Source organism: Spinactinospora alkalitolerans (assembly GCF_013408795.1).
Taxonomy (GTDB): Bacteria; Actinomycetota; Actinomycetes; order Streptosporangiales; family Streptosporangiaceae; genus Spinactinospora; species Spinactinospora alkalitolerans.
Genome location: NZ_JACCCC010000001.1, coordinates 3,363,121 through 3,388,363, shown reverse-complemented (window position 1 = coordinate 3,388,363; position 25,243 = coordinate 3,363,121). Strand labels below are relative to the sequence as shown.

Below are 25,243 nucleotides of genomic sequence, written 5' to 3'. Positions count from 1 at the left end.
CGCGATACGGGTCCGAATATTAGGGCGATTCTCCGTCCACGGCCATGGCGCAGGGCAACTCATGGCAATGCGTTGTCCCGCATCGCGGGTCGCGGAGATGGTGATGCTCCCGAACAAGCCGGTGAGGCAGATCACAGTCGGATGGGGGGTTGTGGGCCCGTGGAACCCTCATGGCCCCGGAGACGCGTGTCTCCGCAGACCCGGCGCTGCACCGGCTCCCCCGTGTTCGAAGGGAGAACAGGAAGATGAGTCAAGGTTCAAGGCGCGTGCGCAGACGGGGCGTTGTCCTTCTCGCCGCAGCCGCGCCGCTCTCGGTGCTCCTCACCGGCCCGGCGGCCGCCGCACCGGACTTCTCCAACGCCGGCGGCAACCAGCCCCCGGCTCACTCCCATGCCCCGCACAAGGCTCCTGAGGTCGAGTCGCGGGTGAAGGGCATCATCAAGGACAAAGGACGGGAGTTCAGGGACCTCAACGACAACGGCAGGCTGGACCCGTACGAGGACTGGCGGCTGCCGACCGAGGAGCGCGCTGCGGACCTGGTTTCGCGGATGACGCTCGAGGAGAAGGCCGGCATGATGCTGATCTCCTCCCTCGATGACGAGCGCAGCCGGGGAGGTCTCCAGGAGGACGATCTGCGCTACTTCATCATTCGGGACAATCCGGAGGCCGGCGAGCTGGCGATCCGCAACAACGATTTCCAGGAGCTCGCCGAGGCATCGAGGCTGGGCATCCCGGTGGTCATGACCTCTAACCCGCGCAACCACGTCAACCCCGACCAGGAGTTCGGGATCAGCGAGGCGACCGGCCAGTTCTCGGTCTGGCCGGGTGAGCTCGGCCTGGCGGCGACGCGCGACCCCGCTCTGGTCAAGGAGTTCGCGGAGATCGCGGCCGAGGAGTGGCGCGCCTCCGGAATCCAGAAGGGCTACATGTACATGGCGGACGTCGCCACGGACCCTCGCTGGACCCGAACCGACGGCACCTTCGGCGAGGACCCCGACCTGGCGGCGGACATGATCACCTCGATCGTCGAGGGCTTCCAGGGCGAGGAGCTCGGTGCGGGCAGCGTCTCGTTGACCACCAAGCACTTCACCGGTGGCGGCGCGCGCCTCGACGGCACCGACCCTCATCACGAGTGGGGGCAGGACCAGGTTTTCCCGACCGAGGGCAGCATGGACGACTACCACATGGCGCCGTTCGAGGCCGCGATCGAAGCGGGAACGACCTCGATCATGCCCTACTACGCCAAGCCCGTGAACGAGGGCAGCGCGGTGCAGTTGCCGGAAGAGCTGTGGTACACCGAGGACCAGCAGTTCGAGGAGGTCGCCTTCGCCTACAACGAGTCCATCCTGCGGGGGTTGCTGCGCGAGGAGATGGGCTTCACCGGCTACATCAACAGTGACACCGGCATCATCGGCAGCCGGCCGTGGGGCGTGGAGGACCTGACCGAACCCGAGCGCTACGCCAAGGCCATCGAGGCGGGCACCAACCTCTTCTCCGGCGGTTCCGACCCGGCGCCCCTGATCGAGGCCGTTGAGGCCGGCCTGGTCGAGGAGTCTGACCTCGACGAGTCGATCACCTTCCTGATCTCGGAGATGATCGACCTCGGCCTGTTCGAGAATCCCTACGTGGACCCGGAACTGGCCCAGGAGATCGCCGACGATCCCGAGTCCCAGGCGCTCGCCGACGAGGCGAACCGCAGGTCCATCGTGCTCATGCGCAACGATCAGAACGCGCTGCCGATCACCGACGACGCCGTCGATGACGTCAGGCTCTACGTCGAGGTCTTCAAGGAGGAGGACGCGGCGCAGGCGAGCGCCGACCTGGCCGAGAGCATCGCCGAGTACGACCCGTCGGTCACGCTCGTGGACGATCCGGAAGAGGCCACCCACAGCTATCTCTGGGTGCAGCCGAGCCTGAGCTGGGGCGAGGACGACACGGAGGGCGACCCGCCCTCGGTCGAGCTCAGCAAGGACAGCGACACCGGTATCGACGCCGAGCGGATCCTGGCCCTGCAGGACCAGGTCGACACCACGATCCTGGGCATCAACATGACCAACCCGTGGCTGATCGGCGAGATCGAGCCGGGTGCCGATGCGGTACTGGCGACTTTCAACGTCACGCCGGAAGCGGTTGTCGACGTCGTTCGGGGCGAGCACAACCCGACCGGCAGGCTGCCACTGACCGTGCCGGTCGACCAGGAGGCGGTCGACAGCAACGCGATCGACGTCCCGGGCTACGCCGAGGGCCCCGGCTACGCCTATGTGAACGGCATCGGCGACACCTATGAGTACGGTTTCGGCCTGAGTTATCGGGACTAGACGAGTCTTTCCGAATACGGTCAGTGGTCCCTACGTCTTTGGTGTGGGTGATGCGAGCCAGTCGTAGGGTCCAAGCACCCAGGGTGCCGGGTGTGGCTTTTAGCGGCCTGCCGTCGATGGCTTCTTAGGACTGGCCGCCCGGTGCCCGCGACGCCCCGACCACTGATTGAGATGTGCGAGTTGATCGCTGTGTAGGGAATCGCTGGCGAGGTCGTCTGCTGGGCCGGGAAGGCGAGACCGCTGGAGGTGCCTATGACCACGATCTGGGCGCTCTCGAACCGGTGTCGACACCGGGCTGGGACGGTCATTGGGCTTCCGGCGCTCTGCGCGGAAGCCCAATGGCATTCCCGCCGTCACCGGGGCGATCGGTCGGTCGACGCGGCCAGGTCCTCTTCCGGCTGCGCCGAGCGGTCGAGCCACGGACGACGAGGCGGGTTGGCAGCACCACCGGCAAGCCGGTCTGCGACCGGGCGCCGCCGACCACGGCGAGCAGGTTACGCACCGCAGTGGTGCCTAGAACACGCAACGGCGCAGCCACGGTGGTCAGGGCCGGGGTTACCAGGTCGGCACTGAAGATGTTGTCGAAACCGACCACGCTGACGTCCTCGGGAATCCTGATCCTCATCGTCTGCAGTCCGCGCATGAGCCCGATGGCCACCAGATCGTTGTAGGTGACGACAGCGGAGGTCTGCTGGCGGGCGAGGTCCTCGGCCGCGCGCATGCCACCGGCCACAGTCGGCAGGTAGGGGCCGATTCTGCGCACCGACAGGTCCAGCTCATGGCCGGCCTCGCGAATGGACCTCCAGCGCATCCCGTCGGCCCAGGACGCCTCAGGCCCCGCGACGTAGGTGATGGCCCTGTGGTCGAGTTCTGCCAGGTGCTCGACCGCGCGGCGCGCGCCACGAGGGTTGTCCGTGACCACGCTCGGTACATCCGCCATGGCCCGGTTGAGGACGATCACCGGCTTCTGCTTGGCGATCATCCGGACCGCCGTGCCCGACATCCTGGAGCCGGCCATGACGATGCCCTCGACGGTGGACAGAGTGCGCTCGAGCGCTTCCCGCTCCAAACGGTACGACTCCTGCGCGTCGGCGAGCAGCATCGTATACCCGGCCTCGGAGGCCGCTGCCTCGGCACCCCGGATGATCTCGAAGTGAAAGGGGTTGGTGATATCGGAGAGGATCAGCGCGATCATCGACGTCCGTGTCGTGGAGAGCGCCCGGGCGAGCGGGTTGGTGCGGTATCCCAGTTCCGTGGCGACCATGCGGATTCGCTCCGCTGTCTCGGCCTTGACCCGACCCGGACGGGAGAACGCCCGGGAAACGGTCGAGGGCGCCACCCCGGCGGCGCGCGCCACATCATAGATCGTCGGCGTCGCAGACCGGCTCGGCGTCCGGTCCTGCGCCATCGCGCCCTCCCATCGGCCCGTTCCCTCCCGGTACCGCTGTCATGCTAGGTATCGCGGTGACCCATAACAACCGATTGTCGTCACAAAGGCGATGGAGTAACCGAATCGGAATCCTCCGGGCCCCAATCAGAATGGCCCGGGTGCAGAGCGTCCTGTGAGCGGTTTACCGCCCGAGCTTCCGCCTCGGAGTACAGGATCTGGACTTCGAGGCGGGGTGATCCGGGTGTGCCGCCAGATCAAGAAACTCGGGCCCCACTACGTGTTCGCGCTTCCGAAGAACGGTAAGACCCGCACCGTGCCGATGCCCGACTGGGTGGCCACCGCGCTGCAGGAGCACATCCGCGCCCGCTCGCACTCACGTCCGTGATGTCGCGTCGGGCGCCCCAATGCGCCGCCCGCAGCACCCCGTCGGGCGAGGGCAGCGCGAACGAGACCGCATCGACCGCCTGTTCCACCGCTTCGGCCAGCAGGCCCGCCGAAGCCCACGCCGGAGGAGCCACCACCGCCGACCGGTCACCGGCATCCACGCCGTCCAGGCGCAGCACCACATGCAGATGCACCAGGCCCCGCTTCTGGAACTCGGCGACCTTCACATAGGAGACCTTGAGCAGGTCCCGCGCCCCGGCCACCGTCACCCGGCACCCCAGCACCGCCGAGGCCAGCGGGGCGAGCGCCCGATCAACCGCGATCCGCGTCCGCCGCCACAGCTCCCCGGCATGGGCATTCCACAGCACCGCGCCCGCTCCACCTGCCGTTGCCACCGGCGGTAATCCCCACGCCCCACCCGCGCCCACAGTTCCCGCTGAACCGGCGACTCCACGCCCACACCACCCCGCACAGCCCGTCGAACCCCCGTCCTACGAACAAGCCTGAGGCAAAACAGCCCATCCGCACGGCTGATCTCCGGCCCTATCGGAGCTCCGCAGGTGCCCCACATCCAGCAACCGAACAGAACACCAGGTCAGTCCGGCACCCAACCAAATACGGACAGCACACCAACCACCAAACCGGCCGAAACGCACCCGCCCAGCGCACAAAAGACCCCCTCTCAAGCCGAGAGGGGGTCACAGTGCGCCCGTAGAGCTACAGCCGGTCCGCCTTCACATCCCGAAGGAGGGAAGCCCACTCGGTAGCAGAGAAGCCAAGGTGCCCGAGGCTGCGGTTCTGGGTGTCACGAACATCAACCGTGGCTGGGGAGAGGGAGCGGCACTCCACGCAGTTGTCCGCACCACCCTTGGAGTAGGAGGACTTCTCCCACGTCTTGCCAATCATCGAGCTCGCTCCTGATCCTTTCCATCAGCTCACGCGAGGTCCAGGGGGACAACGCGGCACCACACAGCTCCCCGAAGACCCGAGCGTACTCAGCCGCTCCGTCGTGGTCGTCCACCGGGTAGCCAGCAATCCGGGTCTCCGTGTACAGCAGTTGTCCTTGATCAGGCACTGTGAACAGGTGGAATGTTCCGTCAAGGCCAGGATGGCTTGACGTTCGAGCCGCCCGTCCGCGCGGAAAACCCCGCACACGCCGCCGCACCGGCCGGTCCCCGGACGGCGCCACCCGGCCCCGGAGCCGACCGGCCCAGCGCGCTCTCGACGCCGCACCGCAATTGTCCGCTCGGCTTTAACGCACAGGTGGATCGGGGGCGGGGTCGGGTCCGGTGGTGATCTGGGTGAGGATCCCGGCGGCGAGGTCGCGGAGTTTGACGTTGCGGTTCTGGGAGGCCCGGCTCAGAAAGGCGAAGGCTTCGTCGGCGCCGCAGCGCTGCTGAGCCATGATGACGCCGATGGCCTGGTCGATCCCGGCCCGTGAGTCCAAAGCCGCGCGCAGATTGGCTTCCTTGCTCTCCTGGAGCTCGCGTTCCAGTTGGACGGTGCGCATCGCCGAGAGCCGCAGCTCCAATCCGTCCATCACCATCGCGGCCAAGTCCCGCAAGATGCCGCGCTCCCTGTCGGTGGCCTTGCGGGGGCGGGTGTCGATGGCGTTGACCGTGCCCAAGCGGAAGCCGTCAGCGGTGGTGATCGGCGCCGCCGCGTAGAACCGCAGCCCCAATTCACCGCGAACCAGCGGGTTGGTGAGGGCTTGGGAGTCCCGCAGCGCATCAGGCACCACATAGGATTCGCCATGCAGGATGGCCGAGGCGCACAACCCCGGCTCCCGGCTCGTCTCGCAGACCCCCTGGGGCAGGCCCTGAGCGGCCTTGAACCAGATCCGGTCCTCGTCCACGATCGTCACCGTGGCGATCGGCACACGCAATGTCTGTGCCACCAGCGCCGCCACCCGGTCGTATGTCCCATCCGGTGGGGTGTCGAGGATGTCGTAGCGACGCACCGCAGCCATGCGTCCCTCCTCATCCGGCGGGACAGCACCACTCTCGGGACCGGCTTCACGCACTGGAGACCTCCCATGTCCGGACATATCTTATGTACCGCACCCCGACTTTTGGCAGCGGGCGCACATCGCCTGCGCGTTCACGGGTCAGGAGTCAGCAACTAGGCCGCCGAGCGGCCGCGCTCAAGGAACGGGTTAGACAGTCAACCCATACCTTCCGCCGCTCGGCGGTCCTTCCGTAGGATTCACCAGGGCAGATTTGGCGGAATGGCCGCGATAGCCGCGGACGCGGTGCTCGGCGACCCGGCGGCGCATGTCTTCGGGGTCTCCCGCGTGGATCGAAGAGATCATGGGCATGGGGTGCGGGTGATCTTCATTCCGCCGCCTCCTGCTCGTCGGGGGCGGCCGAGTTCCGGGAGGCGGGCGGCGGTGGGATGAGGACGAGCTTGCCGGCGTTCTTCTTGGAGAGGAAGTCCTGCTGTGCGCGTGCGATGTCGGCCAGGGGGTAGGTCTTCGAGACGAGAGGGTGGATCTCGCCGCGCTCGATGTAGTCGATGAGGTTGGCGAACACGTCGTCGTCCTGGAAGGTGCATCCCAGCAACCGCAGGTCGTTGAGGTACACGGTGCGCAGGTCGATCTCGACGTTGGGGCCGTCGATGGCTCCGGCGACCGCATAGGATCCGCCGGGGCGCAGCAGTTCCAGCAGCCGCGCCGTCTGGGGGCCGCCCACGATGTCGATCACGGCGTCGACGGATCCGCGGCCGAGGGCGCCGACGAGGTCCGCTCCCCGGTCGAGCGTGTGGTCCGCGCCGTGGGCGAGGACCTGGTCGGCCTTTGCCGGGGAGCAGACCGCGGCCACGGATGCGCCGCGGCGTTCGGCCAACTGCACGGCGGCGAGGCCGACTCCTCCGGATGCGCCGGTCACCAGGACCCGACCGGCACCCACGCCGGCGCGGTGCAGCATGTTCTCGGCCGTGGAGTAGGCGCAGGGCACGGCGGCCAGGGCGGCGTCGCTCCAGTCGCAGTCCACGGCGTGCGTCTCCCGTGCGGGGGCCACCGTGAACTGGGCGAACCCGCCGTCGCATTCGCTGCCCAGCGTCCAGCATTCGAAGGGGCGGTAATCGACGTAGGTGCGCACCATGTTCCGCACCAGAACCCGCTCGCCGATGCGCCCGGCGGACACGCCTTCCCCGACCGCTGCGATCCGTCCGCAGACGTCCGCGCCTTGGATGCGGGGGAGGGTCAGCGCCTGACCGGACCACGTCGCATCGGAGGCGGCGATGCCCGTGAACCCCGCGGCGCCGCCGGCATCGGTTCCGGATGCCACCGTTTTGGAGTACCAGCCGATGCGCGTGTTGATATCGGTGTTGTTGATGGCGGAGGCGGCCACCTCGATGAGCACCTCCCCCCGCTGCGGGTGGGGCACGGGGACGTCGGTGCGGTAGTCGAGCTTGTCCAGACCGCCGTGGCCGGTGAGCACCGCTGCGGCCATCGTGTCGGGCAGCGCCATATCGGGTCCTTCCTTCTGATCGCCTTTGTCGGCCCGCCTGTGTGTTGCGGGTCGGGTCAGGCGGGCCGGTCGCGGGATGGCCGGGTTCAACCGGTCCTCGCCCCTCCGGGGCGTCGTGCGCATGCGCGGTGCGCGACCGCAGGAGCTCCGCACCGCCCTGTCTGAGTCGCGCCGTCGGTGACCGCCTTGAGCCGTCGGTGGAGGACCGCCGTATCCCCGCCCTCGGATGGTCGCGGATCGGAAGAACGGCGGTCCGCTACGGACATCAGGATCCGGCGGTCCACCCAGTGGGATCAGCATTCGCTATGGACGGTCCGCGGCGCTTTCCCACGGGTTCTCGTCTCGCATCGCCGGCCGCGTGGTCGGCCACCCCGCAGCCGCACTGTTCATCAAGTGAACGGCAAGTCCATTTAGTGAACACAGTCTAGGAGGGTGGTCGTCCTGCAGTCAACGCGTCCACCGCAGACCGCCAGAGGGCTGCGCGGCAGGTCGGCCGGTCCGGTCGAGTCGGCCGATGCGCGGGCTCTCGGTGGAGGTCAGGCGAGCGGTCGCAGGGCAGCGAGCGCCTTCGACTCCCGGACGGCGCGTGCGAGGTCGACCAGCGCCGCGCCGTGTGCCGCGGCGAGGTCGGCCGAGGCCGCCGTGAGCCGTTCGCGGTCGACGAATGCGTCGTTCGGCAGGTAGAGGCCGGGCGACAGCACCTGGGCGGCGAAGAACCCGGCGAGGACGCCCCGAAGGTCATCGAGCGCGAGGAAGTGGTGCCAACTCGCGCCCGTGAGGACGAGGGCGCAGGCCTTGCCCTGGAGCGGCGCCGTGGTCTCGCCCCACATGCCGCGCGGCAGTCCGTCCAGGAACGTCTTCAGCGAATGCGCGGCGCGGGCGCGGTAGACCGGCGCCGCGAACACGATCCCGTCCGCACCGTCGACGGCATCGATCACCCGGTCCGGCTCCCCGTCCGAGGCGTCGGCTCCGGCCAGTTCGACGAGGCCGACCTCGGCCCCGGCCGCCTGCGCCCCTTCGAGGACCGCACGCGCCCCGACGGAGGACCGGCCACCGGACTTCGGCGATCCGATGATCGCTAGCACACGCATGTCAGCTCCTTGGATCTCGTTCACCGCGGGCCGCGGCCCTGTGCCGCGGCGGCGGTTCGCGGGTGTGCCCGGCCGCCGTCATCGGCGGCCGGGCCGGTGTCGGTCGGGGAGGCCCCCAGGCTCTTGGCGATGTCGTGCGCGGCCGCGAGCAGCTCGGGCATCGCATCGCGGCATGCGGCGAGACCGAACCGGTGCTTGGGGCCGACGACGGCCAGCGTGGCGACGAGCGCGCCCGCGTCGTCGCGCACGGGCACCGCCCCGGACACGATGCCGTCCTCCAGCTCGTCGTCGATCGTCGCGTACCCCCGCGCGCGGACCTCGGCCAGTTCTGCCTGCAGCCGCGCGTGTCCGGTGATGGTCCGCGACGCGACAGGGGGCGGCTCCTCGCCCAGCAGCCTCCGAACCGCCGACTCGTCGAGTTCGGCCAGCACCACCTTTCCGGTCGCGCTGGCGTGCATGGGCCATCGCTGTCCCACCATGTCGGCCACGGTGAGCCCGACCCGCTGGGCCGACTCCTGGAGGACGACGTCCAGCTCGTCGGTCGGGCGGCGGACACTGAGGGTGACCGTCTCCTCAAGCCGCTGCGCGGCGAGCTCGACGCGGGACCGGACCCGCATGACGAAGCCGGTGCGCTGGTCGGCGAGCGCTCCCAGGCGGGCCAGCTCCCCTCCCAGCACGTACCGGTGGCCCACCCTGTCGAGCAGCCCGTTCTCCTCCAAGGTCGCGAGGAGCCGGAAGGTGGTCGGTCGGGCCAGCGACGTGGCGGCCGCCAGTTCCGAGGCGGAGGCCCCGCCATCGGTCCGGGCGACCATGCGCAGCAGCCGCAGCGCCCGGTCCACGGACCGGTTGGAGTGCTGACCGGTCGCAGCCTCGTCGCGTTGTTCGCTCATCGGCACCGTGCCTCCACACGCGGTTCGGTCCCACCCGGCCCCACGCCGTCGCTCACCACCGCTCAGAACTCGGCGCAGAACACCGCTCGATCGGCATGAGGGCGCATCGGGCGTCAGACGACGTCGAAACGCACGGTCCCCAGACCGTCGAAGCGCCCCTCCACGGCACCGGGCCGGTCCAGGGGGACGGCGCGCAGGCAGCTTCCCGGCATGATGACGTCGCCGGGCCGGAACCGGATGCCGTAGGGGGCGAGCCGGTTCCCCAGCCAGGCGATCGCCGCGACCGGGTTGCCCAGGATCGCGCTGGTGGAGCCGGTGCTGAGCACTTCGCCGTCGATCGCCACCTCCCCGTGCATGTCCTGCAGGTTCAGCGCGTCCAACCGGCGAGGTGCGGCGCCGAGGACGACGCTGCCGGTGGAGCCGTTGTCGGCGATCGTGTCGGGCAGACCGATCCGCCAGTCCGTGATCCGCGAGTCGATGATCTCGATGGCCGGCAGCACGTAGTCGGTTGCGGAGATGACGTCGGCCACCGTCAGGTTCGGGCCCTGCAGGCCGGCGCGGAGCACGAAGGCGGGTTCGAGTTCCACGAACGGGTGGATGTAGTCCTTCCGGTCGACGGTGAGCCCCTCGTAGACGAAGGTGCCGGCCAGCAGGTGCCCGTAGTCGGGCTGGTCCAGGCCGAAGGCGTTCTGCATGGCCTTGGCGATGTTGCCGAGCTTGAAGCCGACCACCCGGTCGCCGGCGGCCACCCGGGCGGCCACGTCGTGCTGCTGGATCCGGAACGCGGTGTCGGCGTCCAGCTCCGGCCACTCCTCGACCAGCGGCGAGGTCGCGCTGGCGCTCCGCCGCGCCTGCGCGAGCGTGAAGGCGGCCTGCTGCACCTGGGTTTCGGTGTCCATTCCGTTTCCTCTCTGTCCAGGACGTGACCACGTCCTCGTTGTCGGCCGGCCACTGCTCCACCCCGGCGTCGGGGTCGTCGGCCTCATTGACCTCGGCCATCAGCGAGATGAGCTGGTCGCCGGTGAACCGAGTGCGCGAGAACCACTCGGTGGCCTGCGGATCGTCTGTTGTGAACTGCTGCGGCACCACCACGGGCTCCCCGGCGTCCGCGCCCTTCTTGAGCTCGGCGAGCATGGCGGGGGTGCCGCCCTCGGCGAGGGGAGGTCCTCCATGTCCGATCCGCCGCTTCTGCCGTTGCGTCCGCTATTTTTCGGCGCGCGAGCCCAGAGCCCAGATGTTCATGGCGGCCAGCAGCTCGCGGGGGTCCCAGACGACCCACTCCTCGGCCAGCAGATCGCCCTCGAACCTGCAGAAGGTCGCGCCGGTGACGGTGACCATCCGGTCCGTGGGCGCCACATTCATGAACTCTCCGGTGTGGGTGCCGCGGCTCTGCCAGCGAATCGCGACCATCGGACCGTCCTCCACGGTTTCGAGGATTTCGGTGTGCAGATCCGGAAACGCCTCCCGGGACGCCTCGATGGCGTCCCTGACCGAATCAAGGCCCTCCGATCCGGTCTTCGTGTGGCGCACGTACCCGTCGGCGAGGATGCGTTCGAACGCCTCAAGGTCGCCGATGCCCCAGGCGGCGCGCCAGGCGTTGAGAAGGGTTCTGCACCTGTCGTCGTTCATTCTCTTCTCCTGATCCGTTTCCGAAAGGCCGTCACGGGATGCCGTCCCGGCGGGGCCGCGCGGCCGGGCGCCGGTCACGGCCCCGAGGTCCGATCGGGCGGGAGCGTTCGGGTGTCGGGGGGCGGCGGCTCGGCTCCGACCGGCGCCCCGTGCCCGTACGCTCTCCTCGTCAGCCCGCCGCCGCGTGGTCCGGCATCCCGGCGTACCGGCCGAATTCCCCGGCCTGGAACAGCAGCGGCTCGCCCTCGGCCGACTCCATCGACATCACGCTGCCCACGACCATGAAGTGATCGCCCACCACCACTTCGGCCTGCACCGCGCAGTCGATCCAGGCGATCGCCCCGTGCAGGTGCGGGGTGCCCAGCGGGCCGGTCGTGTACTGCAGTCCCTGGAACTTCTCGACGCCCTTGCGCGAGAGCGCACGGCACACGTCGGTCTGCGGGCTCGCCAGGACGTTCGCGGTGAAGTTCTGCCGGCGCCGGATCTTCGGCCACGTCGAGGACGTCTCGGCGACGCTGAAGGTCACCAGCGGCGGGGACAGCGACAGCGAAGCGAAGGTCCCGACGATGAAGCCGAGTTCCTCACCGGCCGCGTCCAGTCCGGTGACCGCCACCACTCCGGTGGGAAGCCGCCCCATGACCTTGCGGTAGTGCTGCTGGGAAATGGCGGACTGGCCCGTCAACATGCACGACACCCCCTATCGATACGTACGTGGTGGGAATTCGGAGAACTAGGCACCGGCTGCCTGCGGCCGCTTCGTGCGGTGGCCGGCTCCGGGGTGGTCGTCGCGCAGCCGCGTCGTACCGGGGCCGTAGAGCTTCTCCCGCAGAGTGGACCCGTCGTAGTCGCTCCACACCAGCCCGCGGCGCTGCAGTTCGGGAACGACCAGTTCGACGAAGTCGGCGATGTCCTTGTGCTTGAGGGCGTGGCCGATGTTGAAACCGTCGATGCCGGTCTGCTCCATCCACTCCTGCAGCTGCGCCGCCACCGTGGCCGGCGACCCCACCAGCGTCGGACCCGAGCCGCCCACGCCGATGTACTCCGCGATGTCGCGGGGGGTCCAGTCACGGTCGGGGTCGGCCTTGGAGAAGATGTCGATCATCGTCTGACCGGCGTTGGTCTTGACGTGGCGGAGCGGGACGTCGGGGTCGAACTGCGCCATGTCGAGGCCGGTCCACCCGCTGTAGCGGGCCATCGCGCCGGCATAGCTCACCAGCCGGCGGTACTCCTCGTACCGCTGCCGGGCCTGCTCGTCGGTCGGTGCGCAGATGACGGTGACCATCTGCAGGACACGGACGCTCTCCGGGTCCCGGCCCGCAGCCGCCGCCTGCGCCCTCAGGTCGTCGACCTGGCGCTTCAGCGCCCCCATCGAGGTCGCGTTGGCGAACACCGCCTCCGCGCTCGCCGCCGCCAGGGCGCGCCCCTTCGACGATCCGCCGGCCTGGAAGATCACCGGGGTCCGCTGCGGCGACGGCTCGCACAGGAAGAATCCGGGGACGTTGAAGTACGTGCCGCGGTGGTCGATCGCGTGGACGCGCGACGGGTCCACATACATCCCTGCGCCGCGGTCGCGGCGCACCGCGTCCTCGTCCCAGGAGTACTCCCACAGCTTGTAGCAGACGTCCAGGTACTCCGCGGCCATGTCGTAGCGCTCGTCGTGCGGCACCTGGCGTCCGGTCCCCAGGTTCCGCGCCGCGCTGTCGGCGTAGGAGGTGACCAGGTTCCAGCCGATGCGCCCCGACGTCAGGTGGTCCAGGGTCGCGAACCGCCGGGCCAGCGCGTACGGGTGCTCGTAGGAGGTGGAGGCGGTGATCCCGAAGCCGAGGTTCGTGGTGGCGGCGGCCATCGCCGACACCACCATGGTCGGGTCGTTCGCCGGAATCTGCGCCGCATCCCGCAGGGCCTCGTCGGCGCTCTGCTCGTAGATGTCGTGGTAGCCCACGTTGTCGGCCAGGAACAGGCCGTCGAACCGTCCCTCCTCCAGGAGCTTGGCGTACTCGGTCCAGTACCGCACGTCGGTGTAGCGCGCGCCCTGGTCGTCCTGGTGCCGCCACAGGCCCGCGGACAGATGCGCCGGACCGTGGAAGTCGAACGCGAACAGGCGCATCCGCTGTTGGGACATGCCCCCTCCTCTGTTCAGTAGATGAACGTGACGATCACTTATTGAACGATATGGGGGTACCGTAAGGTCGGCTGTCTCACACCGTCAAGATGTTTCGGGAGAATTTCTGTCGCGTGGCCGATCACGCCTGTGACCTGCGGCGACACACGGGGGTCTTGTCCGGTGGATCTCTGTGCCCGCTGCCCGGGAGCGGGGTGGGCGAGAGTGGGCATCCTCCGTGATCTGGACGCGAACTCCGGATCGCGAACGCTTCAGGAGGGCGCTTGCTTCGGGTGGACACCGGACGTTCGGCATGGCGATGACATGAGCCCGACCACAGGCGTCGCCGGCCGTGTGACCGGGCCCGCAGTGCCGTGGAGCGCTGTCCGGAAGGCGATGTCGGCGAACCCGGTGATGTGCTCCATGCGCAGTCGGCACACCAGCGCGGTGGGTCCCGGATCGCGGCGGCCGTACTCCTCGGCTCGGCCGGGCGGGACGCACCTCCCGGCGAACCGGATGGTCCGGTGAAGAAGGCCGCCCGGGGCCTGTTCGATCCGAACCGGTCCGCGCACGGTGGCGAACGAGTACGGGAACTCCTGGACGTCCACGCTCGGTGCGGCGCGGGGATCGACGCGCAGACGGCGGCCTTTCACTCTGTCGTGGCCGGTGGTGAAGACGGCGTCACCGCCGTCCACGGCGAACCACAGCGGTGCCACGTGCGGCGCCCCGTTCTCCGACGCGGTCGCCGGTTTCCCGGTGCGCGTGCCGACGGCGAGGAACTCCACCGCCTGTCGATCCCGGATCCCGAGCTCGACGACGCTGAACTCGACGGCGCCTCATGGCAGGAAGGCCGCAGCGTCAGGGCGCGGTCTCCCGAGACCGCCTCTAGTCCGGGGTCGAGCCTTCCCAGAGGATGCCGACGATCCGGCCGACCGTCGCCTGCATGTGCTGCAGCGCCTCGGGAATGCGGTCTCGGCTCAAGCGGTAGCGCGGTCCCTCGGCCGTCAGAATGGCGGCCAGCTTCCCCGAAGAGTCGCGCACCGGCCGGGACAGGGAGAGCAGGCCTTCCTCGAACTCGTTGTCGATCACGGAATAGCCCTGTTCGCGGACCTCGGCGAGTTCCTTCAGCAGCGCGCCGCGGTCGGTGATGGTGCGGGAGGCGAACGCTTCGAGGGCGGGCGGCAGAAGCGACTCGATCCTGTCCTTGGGCAGTTCGGCCAACAGGATCTTCCCGGTCGAGCTGGCGTGGAGCGGAAAGTGCCGGCCCACGTTCTTGCCCACCGTGACGCCGACCAGATGCGAGCTGGCCGCCTCCGCGATCAGCTCGAAATCGTCGTCGCCCAACGGGATGGACATGGTCGCCGTCTCATTGAGTTCGGCGGCGAGGTCGTCCAGGACGGGCTGGACCCGCCTGACGAGCCCCGCGTGCGGGTCGGCGATCTTGCCGAGGCGGGCCAGTTCCCAGCCGAGGATGTAGTTGTTGTCGATCCGGTCGACGAAGCCGTTCTGCTCCAGGCTGTAGAGGAGCCGGAACGCCGTGGGGCGGGCGATGCGCGTTGCGGCGGCCAGGGCGGTCGCCGTCGCACCCTGCCGGTGCTTGGCGAGTTCCCGAAGCAGGCGGACGGCCTTGACCACAGACTTGTTGGTCATGTCCGCCGGTTCGGGGGATTCGGCCATGGGTTGAGTCCTCCAACTCCGTCTACGCTCGCCCGCGCCTGTGCGAGCCAAGGGCCTACCTTACCCGCAGGGTCCGGTGCCGACGCGGTGCGTCGGTACCGGACCCGCGGACCGCGCCTGCTACGAGCTTAGAGGGCGCGTGTTACAGGCGATGGAGCACAGAACCGGTGTTCACGAAGCGTGATCAGCTCCATGTCCACCGGTTCCCGGCGTTTTCCACCAGGGCTCATAGGACACCGAGGGGCCGGCCCGGCGAGGGCCGGTCCCGGCAGCGCGGATCTCAGGGCACAGGTGTTGGAGGACCGTGGGCATCTCGGCCGCAGGCGCACTCACGCCCTGCCGGCGTTCCCTCCTTCCTTGAACCGTCCGGCGGGGTTGACGGTCCTGGGAAGGCCAAGAGGGTTCTCCTCCTGCAGCTCTGGGGGAAGCAGGTGGTCCGGGGCGCCCTGATAGGCCAGCGGCCGCAGGAAGCGCTCGATCGCCGCACCGCCGACCGATGTGTGCGCGACGGAGGTGGTGGCGGGGTAGGGGCCGCCGTGCTGCTGGGCCGCCGTCACTGACACGCCCGTGGGCCAGCCGTTGAACACGATGCGGCCGACCTTGGTCCGCGCCGACGCGAGCAGCAGCCGGACGTCGCCGTTCTCCGATTCGCCGGGCTGCGCGGAGGTGTGGACGGTGACGGTGAGGCTTCCAGGGAGCAGCGCCAGGACCTGCCGGAGCTCCTCCTGGGAGGAGTACTCGACGACGGTGGCCGTCGGGCCGAAGCTCTCCTCCAGCAGTGTCGAAGCCTGGGCGGGAAGGTCGCGGGCGTGCACCCGGAGCAGCGTCGCACCGGCGGCGGGCACGCCGTCCGCGGCGGCGTCGAACCGCCCCTCGGTGAGGACCTCGACTCCCGGGGTGGCGGCCAGGTCCTCCAGCCGCAGCCGGTAGGAGTCGGCGATCTTCGTGGTGAGCAGCCGCTGCGGCTGCACCTGCGGCACCAGTGCGGCGATCCGCTGCGCCGTGTCCGTCCCCTCGGGGATCAGCAGCAGACCGGGCTTGGTGCAGAACTGTCCCGCACCGAGGGTGAAGGAATCGACGAAGCCCTTGGCGATCTCCTCGGGGCGCTCCTGGAGCGCCTCCCGGGTGGCGAAGGCCGGATTGATGCTGCCCAGCTCCCCGTAGAAGGGGATCGGGTCGGGGCGGGACGTCGCGATGTCGAACAGGTATCGCCCGGCGGAGACCGAACCGGTGAAGGCCGCCGCGGTGATCTTCGGGTCCTTCAGCGCCCGGACGCCCGCGTCCACACCGGCGATCATCGCGAAGACCCCGTTGTCGACACCGGCGCCCTCCAGCGCCGACCGGACGATGCGGGCGGTCAGCAGCGAGGTCTCCGGGTGCCCGGGATGGGCTTTGAGGACCACGGGGCACCCCGCGGCGAGGGCGGAGGCGGTGTCCCCGCCCGCGACGGAGAAGGCGAACGGGAAGTTGCTCGCCGCGAAGACCAGCACCGGCCCGACGGGGACGAGCATGCGGCGCAGGTCGGGCCGGGCGACCGGGGCGAAGTCGGGGTCGGCGTGGTCGATCGCGATCCGCTGGTGCGCGCCCTCGTCCAGCAAGTCGGCGAACATCCGGAGCTGGACCGAGGTGCGGGCCAGCTCTCCGAAGAGCCGGCCCTCCGGCAGGCCGGTCTCGCGCTCGGCCGCGGAGACCAGGCCGTCCTTCTCGGCGTCGAGCGCGTCGGCGACCGCCGTGAGCGCCCGCGCTCGTTCCCGGGGAGTCGAGGCGCCCCAGGCGGCGGCCGCGAACGCGGCGCTTTGCAGCGTCCGGTCGAGCTCGTCGCCGCTGGTTTCGGTTGCCTGCGTGGTTTCGGTGGTGGTCATGGTGGCGCTGGATCCCTTTCGTCGTCGTGGCCCGGTTCGTCTTCGTCGCCCGATGGGGCCGGCACAGGGGCGAGGCCGGCACGGGGGGCTCGTGGGCCCGTGCCGGCCGGAGGGGGTCAGGCCGCGCTGATCTCCCGGTAGCCGCCGAAACGGCCCCGGTGGAAGACCAGGGGTTCACCGGACTCGGCGGCCAGGTCGCTCACGGAGGCGACGACGATGAGGTGGTCGCCCCCGTCGAGCTCGTGGCGGATCTCGCAGTCGATCCAGGCGAGCGCACCGGTGACGCGGGGGCAGCCGTTGACGGACGCCGTCCAGTCCACGGAGGCGAACTTGTCCTCCTGCTTGCGGGACAGCGCGTGGCAGATGTGGTGCTGGTCCGCGGACAGCACGCCGGCGGTGGACCCTCCGCCGACCCGGATCCTCGGCCAGCTGCCGGAGGCGCGGGCGACGCTGAAGCTGACCAGCGGCGGGTCCAAGGACAGCGACTGGAAGGTCCCCACGACGAGGCCGCCGGGCGGCCGGTCGCGGGATCGACGCCGCCGACCGCGACGACGCCGGTGGGCGGGTGCCCCGTGACGTCGGGGTAGCAGCGGCTGCGGACTTCGTGCTGCATGGCGGTCATGGCGGCGCCTCCTCAACTCACGAATCGCTCACGTACGGTTCGGTGCGGACGTTCAGGACCGGACGTTCAGGACTCGGACGTGTGGGAGCCGGACGGGCGGGACGGCGACCCGGCGGCGGCCGCGACCTCGGCCGCGACCCGCAGGCCGCTCTCGATCGCGCCGTCGATGAAACCGGGCCAGAGGTTGGCGTAGTCGCTCCCGGCGAAGTGCAGGACGCCCTCGCCGCGCTGCTGCTGCTCCAGGTAGCGGGTCACCTGGTCGGGGCGGTGGATGAGCCAGGTCTCGCCGGAGTAGGGGTCGGCCATCCAGTCGTGCCCGGTGACCTCGAGGACCTCCAGGTCGTCCCGCCAGACGCGCAGGGCCTGCTGGACCGCGTCGCGGTCGTCGGGGGAGATCCGCTTGGCGTCGGCCCCGAAGGAGACCAGGACCGCGTCGTCCTCACCGATGAACTCGGTGCGCACGACGGAGAGCGCATGGTGGGCCGAGGAGTAGGCGAAGAACGGGGTGATCGGACCCCGCACCCGGATCCAGACCTTCACCCCCTGGGAGGCGGTCTTCTCCCGGCCGGCCGCGAGCTTGGCCTCCGAGAGCCGGGGGGAGAATCCCAGGTCGGGAAGGATGTTCTGGGGGAGGGTCACGACCACCCGCTCCGCCGCGATCTCAGTGCCGTCGGTGGTGGTGACCACCGCCCCGTCGGCGCCGTGGTCGATGTGCCGCACGGCGGTGGAGGTGCGGATGTCGGCGTCGGTCTCTGCGGCGATCGCCGAGACCAGGGCTCGGGTCCCGCCGGCGAGGCGGAAGATCGCCGAGGCCTCGTGCATCAGGTGCCAGGATCCGGCGGTGGCCGAGGTCCACCGAAGTGCGCTGCTGTAGCCCGCCTCGTCCAGCGGGGCGTTGAGGTGGCCCACCCAGGCCGCCTCGTTGGCGTTGCGCTCCTCCACCGGCAGATCGAGTTCGTCCAGCTTCTCCTGCACCGTGGCGCCGTCGACAGAGGGGAGCCCCGCGGCGGAGGTGGGCATGTCCGGCCGGGGGATCACGTCCATGGTGCCGGCCAGCAGTCGCCGCATGCCCGGGTCGATGAGCTCCATGAAGCCGTCGAGGGTGCCCTTGCGCACCTCGTCTCCGGCCAGCCAGTACGCCTCCTGGGCGCGCGGGCCGCGGGTGACGGACAGCCCGTAGCGGGTGATCTCCGCCCACACGTGCGGCTGCACCCAGTGCATCCATGTGCCGCCGATCTCCAGGGCGCGGCCGAGCCGCTCGTCCGTCCACACGCGCCCGCCCAGCCGGTCACGGGCTTCCAGGACCGTGACGCGCAGCCCGCTTCGGCCCAGTTCGCGTGCGGCGACCAGCCCGGCGACGCCGGCCCCGACGATGACGACGTCGGTCTTCTCCTGCATGCTGTGCCTTCCTTCAGACAGTGGACTCATGCGACGGGGGATCCGGCCGGAGCGGGCGCCTGCACGTCGTAGCCGAAGAGCGTGAACGGACGGTCGGTCATGTGTGCGGATCCCCGGTCGGCAACCCGGAACGGAGGGATGGAGCCGTACCTCGTGCGTTCATATATTGAACGCAATGTTCAGATTATATTGCACGGACTTCCGGCGTCAAGATCCTGTCTGACCAGCGCAGAAGTGGCATGCTTGCGGTGTTTTGCGAGGTGAGTTACCCCTCCCTCTTGACAACGTCGGTGTCACGCGTCACATTAACTGGACGTTACGTTCAGCATAAGAACAGATCTGAATTCGGGTCGCATCACGGGAGAGGGTCATGTCCCTGTCGAGCATCGACAAAGCCGTCGCCACCCTGGCCCGCGGCGGGAGGATCCTCGTCCTCGACGATGAGGACCGGGAGAACGAGGGCGGCCTCATCATGGCGGCGGAGCACGCGGGCACCGACGACGTGGCCTTCTTCCTGGAACACACGTCGGGGTTCCTGTGCATCGCCCTGGACGCGCGGCGCGCCGCCGACCTGGAGATCGACTGATGGTCGCGGCCAACACCGAAAGTCTGCGCACGGCGTTCCTCGTCAGCGTCGACCTCAAGCGCGGCACGACGACGGGGATCAGCGCGGCCGACCGCGCGGCGACCGTCCGCGCGCTCGCCGATCCGCGCCTGGCCCCTGCGGACCTGGCCAGGCCCGGGCACGTCATGCCGCTGCGGGCCGTGGACGGCGGTGTCCACGAGCGCGCGGGCCGCACCGAGGCGGCGGTGGACCTGTGCCGCACGGCGGGGCTGAGCGGCGCGGCGCTGCTGTGCGAGGTCGTGACCCCCGACCGGCGGGACATGATGCGCCGCCCCGCACTCGACGAGTTCGCCCGCCGGAACGGGATCGGGCTCGAAGCCGTTCCCACCCCGCACAACCGGTGCTACCTCACCGCGAAGCGCGACCGCCTGGGGGCACATGCCGCACGGGCTCGCCTGAACGGGGGGCAGGACCGACACCAGCCACGGCGCCCCGGTCACCCATGCCCCGGTGACCGGATGCACCGACCGCCGGTCAGGGAACCCACGACGAAAGGATGCCGCCCTCATGGCGCCTGAAGACCAGTCGGCGACACTCGATCCGCCGACCACACCCGCATCCGCAAGCCGCCGCGCCCCTATGGAATCCCCGCCCGACCGAGGGATCGACCGGGTCGTCCTCGGTACCGCACTGGCCGCGTGCCTCGGCTTCGTGGTGTGGGGCGTGGTCGACGCAGACTCCTTGTCGAGGGCGGCGCAGGCGGCTCTGGACCGCACCCTCAGCTCGACCGGCTGGCTCTACGTGGCGGTGACGACCGGCCTCGTCGTGTTCGCCCTGTTCCTCGCCTTCTCCCGGTACGGGCGCATCCGTCTGGGCCGCGACGACGAACGCCCGGAGTTCTCCACGAAGGCCTGGACCGCGATGCTGTTCGCGGCCGGAATGGGGATCGGTCTGGTCTTCTGGGGGATCGCCGAGCCGCTGTCGCACCTGGCCACCCCGCCCCTGGGCGCCGCCGAACCGCGCTCGGCGGAGGCCTCCCGCCTCGCCATGGAGTACACGATCTTCCACTGGGGGCTGCACCCGTGGGCGCTGTACGCACTCGTCGGGCTCGCACTGGCCTTCGGGATCTTCCGCAGGGGACGGCCCAGCCTGCTGAGCTCGGCCGTGTTCCCGGGCAAGAGCCCGTCCTCCTGGCCGTCCCGCGCCGTCGACGTCTTCGCCGTCTTCCTCACCACGTTCGGCGCGGCGACCTCGCTCGGCCTTGGTGCTCTGCAGATCAACAGCGGCCTGGCCTCGAACTTCGGGATCCCCGCGAACCAGGGGGTCGGCGTCGCGATCGTCGCCGGGCTCATGCTGCTGTTCGTGCTTTCAGCCGTGACCGGGGTCCACCGCGGGATCAAGCACATCTCCACGATCAACGCGGTCCTGGCCGGGCTACTGCTCGCGTTCGTGTTCATCGCCGGCCCGAGCACCCATCTGCTGCAGACGTTCATCGAGGCCCTCGGCGGGTACACGGCACGCATCGTCCCCATGGCCACGCAGACCGGAGCCTACGGCGGCGAGGAGTGGGTCGCCGGCTGGACCGTCTTCTACTGGGCGTGGTGGATGGCCTATTGCCCCTTCGTCGGCACCTTCATCGCGCGCATCTCCCGCGGGCGTACCGTCCGCGAGTTCATCGTCGGCGTCCTCGTGGTCCCGACGGTGGTGAGCCTGGCGTGGTTCGCCGTCATGGGCGGAACGGCGATGCGACTCGAACTCTCCGGCCAGGCCCCGCTCTCCCAAGCGCTGGCGGACTCCGGCGAAGAAGGCGTTCTCTTCGCGATGTTCGACCACCTGCCGCTGCCGATGGTCACCTCCGTCATCGTGATGGCGCTGATCGCGCTGTTCTTCGTGAGCAGCGCCGACTCCGCATCGGTCGTCCTCGGTATGTTCTGCCAGCGCGGCGCGCTCGCCCCGCACCGCTCGCTCATCGTCGTCTGGGGTATCGCGATCGCACTGACCGCGGCCGTTCTACTGCTGACGGGCGGCCTGTCCGCGATCCAGACGGCGTCCATCGTCCTGGCCCTACCGTTCTTGCTGCTGATCGTCGTCATCTGCATCGCCTTCTTCCGCGAGCTGCGGAAGGAGGCCGGATCCGCCCCCGCGGCCTTCTCCGCCCATGAGGACCTCCCCTGAGAAGGAGGCCCGGCCGCGGCCGCCGCCACGGGCTCGGCGTCACCGCCGAGCCCGGCCCGCGGCGCCGAACGCGGCGGACCGATACCACCGCGGCGGCGGCCACCGGCACCAGGAGGGCGGCCGCCGCGGTGACCCATGTCGTCGCGGTCGCCAGCGGTGTCGCGAGCGTGATCAGGCCGATGGCGATCGCCGGGAGCCCGGCGCCCAGGTAGAAGGCGAGGTAGAGGGCGCCGGTGACGGCGCCGCGCCGGTCCTCGGGCACCGCCTCCTCGACGGCGGCCGCCGCACCGCCGTAGGCCAGTCCGTGCCCGGCGCCGGCCACGACCGCCGCGGCCAGGGTGAGCGCCATCGAGCCCCCGGCGGAGAGCGCCAGCAGGACGAGGCTGGCGAAGACCGCGGCGAGCCCGGCGAGCTGGGCGTTCCACGCGCCCAGCGCGGTCACCGGGCGCTGGGTGATGACCGAGCAGATCAGGACGGTGCCGAGCACGCCCCCGATGACCGCCGGATTGCTCTGGTCCGCGTGGCCGTGGTCCGCGCGGTCCAGCAGCGCCGGGATGACCGAGAGGAACAGCCCGGCCGCCGTCCACGCGAGAAAGCCGGTCAGGGCGGCGGCGGTGAAGTGCGGCCGGATGGCGGCGGGGATCTGCGGGCGGGTGGGTCTCCACCGCCGCATCCGGGACCCGGGGGTTCCGGCGAGGGCCGAGACGCGGCGCCACCCGACCCACAGCAGGGCCAGGTGCAGGGCGAACGGCAGGGTGTGCGGTGCCGGCGCGTACTCGGCCAGCAGACCGGCGGCGATCGGACCGGCGGCGGTCCCGGCCACGAACGCGGTGCTGGCCAGCACGGTCGCCTGCCGACCGCCCGAGGCGGATCCCCGCGCGCTGATCAGGGCGCCGGCCGCACCGGTCGCCGCTCCCAGCGCCAGCCCTTGTGCGGCCCGGCCGGCGATCAGCCAGACGGGCCCGGACGCGAGTGCGAAGCAGGCCGAGCCGACGGCGGCGACCGCGACGCTCATCCGCAGCACCGGCACGGGCCCCAGCGCGTCCGACGCGGGGCCGAAGAGCAGCAGTGCCGGTGCGCTGACCAGAGCGAACGTGGCGTAGGTGAGCGTCATGACCAGGTCGTCGGCGCCGAACGCCTGCTGGTATCCGGGGTAGAGCGGGCTCGGCAGGTAGGCGCCCGCGGTGAGGACGACCAGGACGTAGACCCCGGTTGCGACCTCGCGGGAGCGCTCGGCGGCGCGGGGGCGGTCGGAAGGGGCGTGGGTGTCGGTGGCGCTCCAATGCTTCGCAAACATCACGGGAGTAGTCTGACTAAGAGAATCGCCGAAGAGAAGCGAACGTTTTTCGCCTCAATCGTGCAAAATGTTTGCATGATCGATCCGAAGCTCAAGGTGCTGCAGATGGTCGCCCGCTACGGGACGGTCACCGCCGCGGCCGAGGCGATGCACTACACGCCCTCGGCGGTCTCCTACCGCCTGCGCCAGCTGGCCGAGGAGCTCGGCGTGGAGTTGCTGGCCCAGTCCGGGCGGGGCGTCACGCTGACCGCCGCCGCCCGCATCGTGCTGCGCCACACCGAGGCGCTCAACGCCCAGGCCGAGCGTGCCTACGCCGAACTCGCCTCGGCGACGGAGGAGCCCACGGGGCTGTTCACGCTGTGCGGCTTCTCCACCGCGGCCACCCACCTGCTCCCTCCGGCGGCGGCCGCCCTGCGGGAGCGCTACCCCCGGGTGCGCATCCGGGTGATGGAGGCCGAGCCGGCGCCCTGCTTCGACCTGCTGCTGTCCGGGGACGCCGACCTCGCGCTGGTGACCAACACCGCCGACACGCCCTCCACCGGCGACGAGCGCTTCGACCAGCAGCCCCTGCTCGACGACCCCTTGGACCTGGTGGTACCGGGCGAACACCGGCTGACGCGGTCGTCCAAGGTCACCCTCGCCGACGCCGCCGAGGAGCCGTGGATCGTCGGCAACGCCGGGAGCACCTACCACCAACTGGTGATGACCGCGTGCATGACCGCGGGGTTCACCCCGAACATCGCCCACTACGCCGACGAGTGGGACACGGGAACGGCGCTGGTGGCGCACGGCTTCGGCATCATCCTGGTGCCCCGGCTCGCGCGGATCAACGACTGGGCGGTCGTGCGGATACCGCTCCATGGCGAGCCCGCCCCCGCCCGGCGCGTCGTGGCGGCCACACGTATGGGACACCGCGACCACCCGGTGGTCGCGTCCGCGCTGGAGGCGATCAGTTCGACCGCGACGACGCTCCAGGCCTCGCGGCAGCGGGCGGAGGACGGCACGTGAACCGCTCGGCGGGTACCACGGATTCGGGCCGTTGAAGATCGCGATGTGCCTGCAGCGCTACCACGACGTGCAGAGCGGAAACTGTTTCCGAGTAGGTGCACGATGCAGGTCTGGACCACGGTCTGGGGCCGACGCGGATGCGACGATTCCGGCGGGTTCCCGGACACATGGCCGAAGACCGCGAGGGGGCGTCATCGAACTCGGCCTCGGGATCGGGATCGGGGAAGGCCGTGGCGATGGAGGTCCCCAAGGCCGGCTGGGACCAGTCGGCTGGTTCCGGCGGAGCCTGGGCCGCTCCTTCGCTCACGCATCCGCCTCGAAGTCGTGCCGCTCAAGGAGCCGGGAGACCGCCGTTCCCGCGACGATGCCCCAGAAGGGGGCGCCGATGTTGAGCAGTTGCACATCGGCGACGGTCACCAGGAAGCAGACCAGTGCCCCGAGGGTGTGGCGGGAACCGAAACCGGACACGAACGCGTGCTGCAGCGGGCGGAGCATCGCCACGCCGCCGAGCGCCGCGACAAACGCCGTCGGTGCCGCAAGCATGAGGTCGACGAAGACGGAGGCGAAGAGCCCGACACCGAGGGAGAGCACGCCGAGGAAGAGTGCGGCCGTGTAGTGGCGCCGGCGTTCACCGGAGGCGACGAGCAGGGCGTTGGTGGGACCGGTGAGGCATGTGGGCACGGCGCCGATGGCGGCGACACCGATCGACCAGACTCCGCAGGCGATCGCCGAGGCGTTCACCGGCGGATGGTGTCCCTTGGCCCGTAGCACGGCGATGCCCTGGCCGTTCTGCACGACCAGAACGGTGATGGCCACGGGGACCACCAGTTCGGTGAGCGCTCGCAGGGTGAACTCGGGCGCCTGGAGCTGCGGCGCCGCCAGCAGGGCGGTCGTGCCGGGTCTGTCCTCCAGTCCACCGGTGAGCGCCACGGCGACCACACCGACCAGTAGCGCGCCGAGGACCGGGGGGATCCAGGCGGCGATTCGTTCACGGCATCCCAGCAGGACGAAGGCCGCCGCCATCGGCGCGGCCACGGCGGGATGCGCCCCGATCGCGTCGACGAGCCCGAGCCCGAAGTCGAGGAAGATCCCGGTCACCATGGCCATGACGATCGGCATGGGCAGTACGCTCATGAAACGCCGCACCCAGCCGCTGAGTCCCAGCACCAGGATCAGGACACCGGTGACCAAGAGGGCCCCGAGGACCTCGCTCCATCGCAGGGTGGTCAGCGCGTCGCCGACCACCACGGTTCCCGGGATGGTCCAGAAGAACGCCAGCGGGGTGCGGAAGTACCAACTGGCCACGATGGTCAGGATGCCGTTGCAGAAGAACACGCCGAAGATCCAGGACGACATCTGAGCAGCG

General features: G+C 70.0%; 24 protein-coding genes. 5 read left to right on the top strand and 19 right to left on the bottom strand.

What is annotated here, in order from left to right:
• The first annotated feature begins 266 nt into the window (after positions 1 to 266).
• A complete protein-coding gene (locus HDA32_RS15115; RefSeq protein WP_218882471.1) occupies positions 267 to 2,318 on the top strand; it encodes a glycoside hydrolase family 3 protein in 2,052 nt (683 codons plus the stop codon).
• A 304-nt stretch (positions 2,319 to 2,622) separates the two neighbouring features.
• Here HDA32_RS15115 and HDA32_RS15110 read toward each other — a convergent pair whose 3' ends face one another.
• From HDA32_RS15110 to HDA32_RS15035, 17 genes are all read right to left on the bottom strand, one after another.
• Positions 2,623 to 3,726, bottom strand: coding sequence for a LacI family DNA-binding transcriptional regulator (locus HDA32_RS15110; RefSeq protein WP_179643799.1), 1,104 nt, complete (start codon positions 3,724 to 3,726; stop codon positions 2,623 to 2,625).
• Between the two features lie 236 nt (positions 3,727 to 3,962).
• On the bottom strand, positions 3,963 to 4,460 hold the full coding sequence (locus HDA32_RS15105; protein WP_179643798.1) for a replication initiator: 498 nt from the start codon (positions 4,458 to 4,460) through the stop codon (positions 3,963 to 3,965).
• Between the two features lie 349 nt (positions 4,461 to 4,809).
• Positions 4,810 to 4,998, bottom strand: a complete 189-nt coding sequence (locus HDA32_RS15100; protein WP_179643797.1) for a DUF397 domain-containing protein — start codon at positions 4,996 to 4,998, stop codon at positions 4,810 to 4,812.
• Entirely contained in the window at positions 4,907 to 5,245 is a 339-nt protein-coding gene (locus HDA32_RS30730; RefSeq protein ID WP_312863423.1) for a Scr1 family TA system antitoxin-like transcriptional regulator, read from the bottom strand. The genes HDA32_RS15100 and HDA32_RS30730 overlap by 92 nt, the downstream gene beginning before the upstream one ends.
• 99 nt (positions 5,246 to 5,344) lie before the next feature.
• The gene (locus HDA32_RS15095; RefSeq protein ID WP_218882470.1) at positions 5,345 to 6,061 is read right to left on the bottom strand and encodes a GAF and ANTAR domain-containing protein; all 717 of its coding nucleotides are present in this window, start codon (positions 6,059 to 6,061) and stop codon (positions 5,345 to 5,347) included.
• A 364-nt stretch (positions 6,062 to 6,425) separates the two neighbouring features.
• The gene (locus HDA32_RS15090; protein ID WP_179643795.1) at positions 6,426 to 7,562 is read right to left on the bottom strand and encodes an alcohol dehydrogenase family protein; all 1,137 of its coding nucleotides are present in this window, start codon (positions 7,560 to 7,562) and stop codon (positions 6,426 to 6,428) included.
• A gap of 536 nt (positions 7,563 to 8,098) precedes the next feature.
• Positions 8,099 to 8,653: an NADPH-dependent FMN reductase gene (locus HDA32_RS15085; protein WP_179643794.1), complete on the bottom strand. Its 555-nt coding sequence runs from the start codon at positions 8,651 to 8,653 to the stop codon at positions 8,099 to 8,101.
• 20 nt (positions 8,654 to 8,673) lie between these two features.
• Positions 8,674 to 9,543 carry an IclR family transcriptional regulator gene (locus HDA32_RS15080; protein ID WP_179643793.1) on the bottom strand — a complete coding sequence of 290 codons (870 nt, stop codon included), beginning with the start codon at positions 9,541 to 9,543 and terminating at the stop codon, positions 8,674 to 8,676.
• Between the two features lie 113 nt (positions 9,544 to 9,656).
• Positions 9,657 to 10,442, bottom strand: a complete 786-nt coding sequence (locus tag HDA32_RS15075) for a 2-keto-4-pentenoate hydratase (RefSeq protein WP_179643792.1) — start codon at positions 10,440 to 10,442, stop codon at positions 9,657 to 9,659.
• A gap of 304 nt (positions 10,443 to 10,746) precedes the next feature.
• On the bottom strand, positions 10,747 to 11,250 hold the full coding sequence (locus tag HDA32_RS15070; protein ID WP_312863197.1) for an ester cyclase: 504 nt from the start codon (positions 11,248 to 11,250) through the stop codon (positions 10,747 to 10,749).
• A 91-nt stretch (positions 11,251 to 11,341) separates the two neighbouring features.
• Positions 11,342 to 11,857, bottom strand: a complete 516-nt coding sequence (locus HDA32_RS15065; RefSeq protein WP_179643791.1) for a flavin reductase family protein — start codon at positions 11,855 to 11,857, stop codon at positions 11,342 to 11,344.
• A 45-nt stretch (positions 11,858 to 11,902) separates the two neighbouring features.
• Positions 11,903 to 13,294, bottom strand: coding sequence for an LLM class flavin-dependent oxidoreductase (locus HDA32_RS15060; RefSeq protein ID WP_179643790.1), 1,392 nt, complete (start codon positions 13,292 to 13,294; stop codon positions 11,903 to 11,905).
• Between the two features lie 251 nt (positions 13,295 to 13,545).
• Entirely contained in the window at positions 13,546 to 14,058 is a 513-nt protein-coding gene (locus HDA32_RS15055; RefSeq protein ID WP_179643789.1) for a PPOX class F420-dependent oxidoreductase, read from the bottom strand.
• A 100-nt stretch (positions 14,059 to 14,158) separates the two neighbouring features.
• Positions 14,159 to 14,950 carry an IclR family transcriptional regulator gene (locus tag HDA32_RS15050; protein ID WP_179643788.1) on the bottom strand — a complete coding sequence of 264 codons (792 nt, stop codon included), beginning with the start codon at positions 14,948 to 14,950 and terminating at the stop codon, positions 14,159 to 14,161.
• Between the two features lie 329 nt (positions 14,951 to 15,279).
• Complete coding sequence (locus HDA32_RS15045; RefSeq protein ID WP_179643787.1) at positions 15,280 to 16,812, bottom strand: aldehyde dehydrogenase (NADP(+)); 1,533 nt, start codon at positions 16,810 to 16,812, stop codon at positions 15,280 to 15,282.
• 116 nt (positions 16,813 to 16,928) lie between these two features.
• Positions 16,929 to 17,450 carry a flavin reductase family protein gene (locus HDA32_RS15040; protein ID WP_281370389.1) on the bottom strand — a complete coding sequence of 174 codons (522 nt, stop codon included), beginning with the start codon at positions 17,448 to 17,450 and terminating at the stop codon, positions 16,929 to 16,931.
• 50 nt (positions 17,451 to 17,500) lie between these two features.
• Positions 17,501 to 18,832 carry a flavin monoamine oxidase family protein gene (locus HDA32_RS15035; RefSeq protein ID WP_179643786.1) on the bottom strand — a complete coding sequence of 444 codons (1,332 nt, stop codon included), beginning with the start codon at positions 18,830 to 18,832 and terminating at the stop codon, positions 17,501 to 17,503.
• A 370-nt stretch (positions 18,833 to 19,202) separates the two neighbouring features.
• Between HDA32_RS15035 and HDA32_RS31450 the strand changes: the two genes are divergently transcribed.
• The 3 genes from HDA32_RS31450 (at position 19,203) to HDA32_RS15025 (ending at position 21,572) form a co-directional block, all read left to right on the top strand.
• A complete protein-coding gene (locus HDA32_RS31450; RefSeq protein ID WP_218882468.1) occupies positions 19,203 to 19,418 on the top strand; it encodes a 3,4-dihydroxy-2-butanone-4-phosphate synthase in 216 nt (71 codons plus the stop codon).
• Entirely contained in the window at positions 19,418 to 19,975 is a 558-nt protein-coding gene (locus HDA32_RS15030; protein ID WP_218882467.1) for a 3,4-dihydroxy-2-butanone-4-phosphate synthase, read from the top strand. Before HDA32_RS31450 ends, HDA32_RS15030 begins: the two co-directional genes overlap by 1 nt.
• Before the next feature lie 61 nt (positions 19,976 to 20,036).
• Positions 20,037 to 21,572, top strand: a complete 1,536-nt coding sequence (locus HDA32_RS15025) for a BCCT family transporter (RefSeq protein WP_246334358.1) — start codon at positions 20,037 to 20,039, stop codon at positions 21,570 to 21,572.
• Here HDA32_RS15025 and HDA32_RS15020 read toward each other — a convergent pair.
• Positions 21,487 to 22,869: an MFS transporter gene (locus tag HDA32_RS15020; RefSeq protein ID WP_179646710.1), complete on the bottom strand. Its 1,383-nt coding sequence runs from the start codon at positions 22,867 to 22,869 to the stop codon at positions 21,487 to 21,489. The two genes, HDA32_RS15025 and HDA32_RS15020, sit on opposite strands and share 86 nt — an antisense overlap.
• A gap of 75 nt (positions 22,870 to 22,944) precedes the next feature.
• Here HDA32_RS15020 and HDA32_RS15015 point away from each other — a divergent pair, with 75 nt between their 5' ends.
• Positions 22,945 to 23,877, top strand: a complete 933-nt coding sequence (locus tag HDA32_RS15015; RefSeq protein WP_179643784.1) for a LysR family transcriptional regulator — start codon at positions 22,945 to 22,947, stop codon at positions 23,875 to 23,877.
• Positions 23,878 to 24,180: 303 nt separating this feature from the next.
• Here HDA32_RS15015 and HDA32_RS15010 read toward each other — a convergent pair whose 3' ends face one another.
• Positions 24,181 to 25,233 (bottom strand): benzoate/H(+) symporter BenE family transporter, encoded by a 1,053-nt coding sequence (locus HDA32_RS15010; protein ID WP_218882466.1) that lies wholly within the window; start codon positions 25,231 to 25,233, stop codon positions 24,181 to 24,183.
• Between the last annotated feature and the right edge of the window lie 10 nt (positions 25,234 to 25,243).

What these genes read in the sequence shown, in the direction of transcription:
- HDA32_RS15025 (WP_246334358.1), top strand. Translation starts at nt 20,037, where the DNA reads ATGGAATCCCCGCCCGACCGAGGGATCGACCGGGTCGTCCTCGGTACC.
- HDA32_RS15010 (WP_218882466.1), bottom strand. Translation starts at nt 25,233, where the DNA reads ATGTCGTCCTGGATCTTCGGCGTGTTCTTCTGCAACGGCATCCTGACC.
- HDA32_RS15065 (WP_179643791.1), bottom strand. Translation starts at nt 11,857, where the DNA reads ATGTTGACGGGCCAGTCCGCCATTTCCCAGCAGCACTACCGCAAGGTC.
- HDA32_RS15060 (WP_179643790.1), bottom strand. Translation starts at nt 13,294, where the DNA reads ATGTCCCAACAGCGGATGCGCCTGTTCGCGTTCGACTTCCACGGTCCG.
- HDA32_RS15075 (WP_179643792.1), bottom strand. Translation starts at nt 10,442, where the DNA reads ATGGACACCGAAACCCAGGTGCAGCAGGCCGCCTTCACGCTCGCGCAG.
- HDA32_RS15090 (WP_179643795.1), bottom strand. Translation starts at nt 7,562, where the DNA reads ATGGCGCTGCCCGACACGATGGCCGCAGCGGTGCTCACCGGCCACGGC.
- HDA32_RS15095 (WP_218882470.1), bottom strand. Translation starts at nt 6,061, where the DNA reads ATGGCTGCGGTGCGTCGCTACGACATCCTCGACACCCCACCGGATGGG.
- HDA32_RS15110 (WP_179643799.1), bottom strand. Translation starts at nt 3,726, where the DNA reads ATGGCGCAGGACCGGACGCCGAGCCGGTCTGCGACGCCGACGATCTAT.
- HDA32_RS15085 (WP_179643794.1), bottom strand. Translation starts at nt 8,653, where the DNA reads ATGCGTGTGCTAGCGATCATCGGATCGCCGAAGTCCGGTGGCCGGTCC.
- HDA32_RS31450 (WP_218882468.1), top strand. Translation starts at nt 19,203, where the DNA reads ATGTCCCTGTCGAGCATCGACAAAGCCGTCGCCACCCTGGCCCGCGGC.
- HDA32_RS15015 (WP_179643784.1), top strand. Translation starts at nt 22,945, where the DNA reads ATGATCGATCCGAAGCTCAAGGTGCTGCAGATGGTCGCCCGCTACGGG.
- HDA32_RS15035 (WP_179643786.1), bottom strand. Translation starts at nt 18,832, where the DNA reads ATGCAGGAGAAGACCGACGTCGTCATCGTCGGGGCCGGCGTCGCCGGG.
- HDA32_RS15020 (WP_179646710.1), bottom strand. Translation starts at nt 22,869, where the DNA reads ATGTTTGCGAAGCATTGGAGCGCCACCGACACCCACGCCCCTTCCGAC.
- HDA32_RS15080 (WP_179643793.1), bottom strand. Translation starts at nt 9,543, where the DNA reads ATGAGCGAACAACGCGACGAGGCTGCGACCGGTCAGCACTCCAACCGG.
- HDA32_RS15100 (WP_179643797.1), bottom strand. Translation starts at nt 4,998, where the DNA reads ATGATTGGCAAGACGTGGGAGAAGTCCTCCTACTCCAAGGGTGGTGCG.
- HDA32_RS15045 (WP_179643787.1), bottom strand. Translation starts at nt 16,812, where the DNA reads ATGACCACCACCGAAACCACGCAGGCAACCGAAACCAGCGGCGACGAG.
- HDA32_RS15050 (WP_179643788.1), bottom strand. Translation starts at nt 14,950, where the DNA reads ATGGCCGAATCCCCCGAACCGGCGGACATGACCAACAAGTCTGTGGTC.
- HDA32_RS15030 (WP_218882467.1), top strand. Translation starts at nt 19,418, where the DNA reads ATGGTCGCGGCCAACACCGAAAGTCTGCGCACGGCGTTCCTCGTCAGC.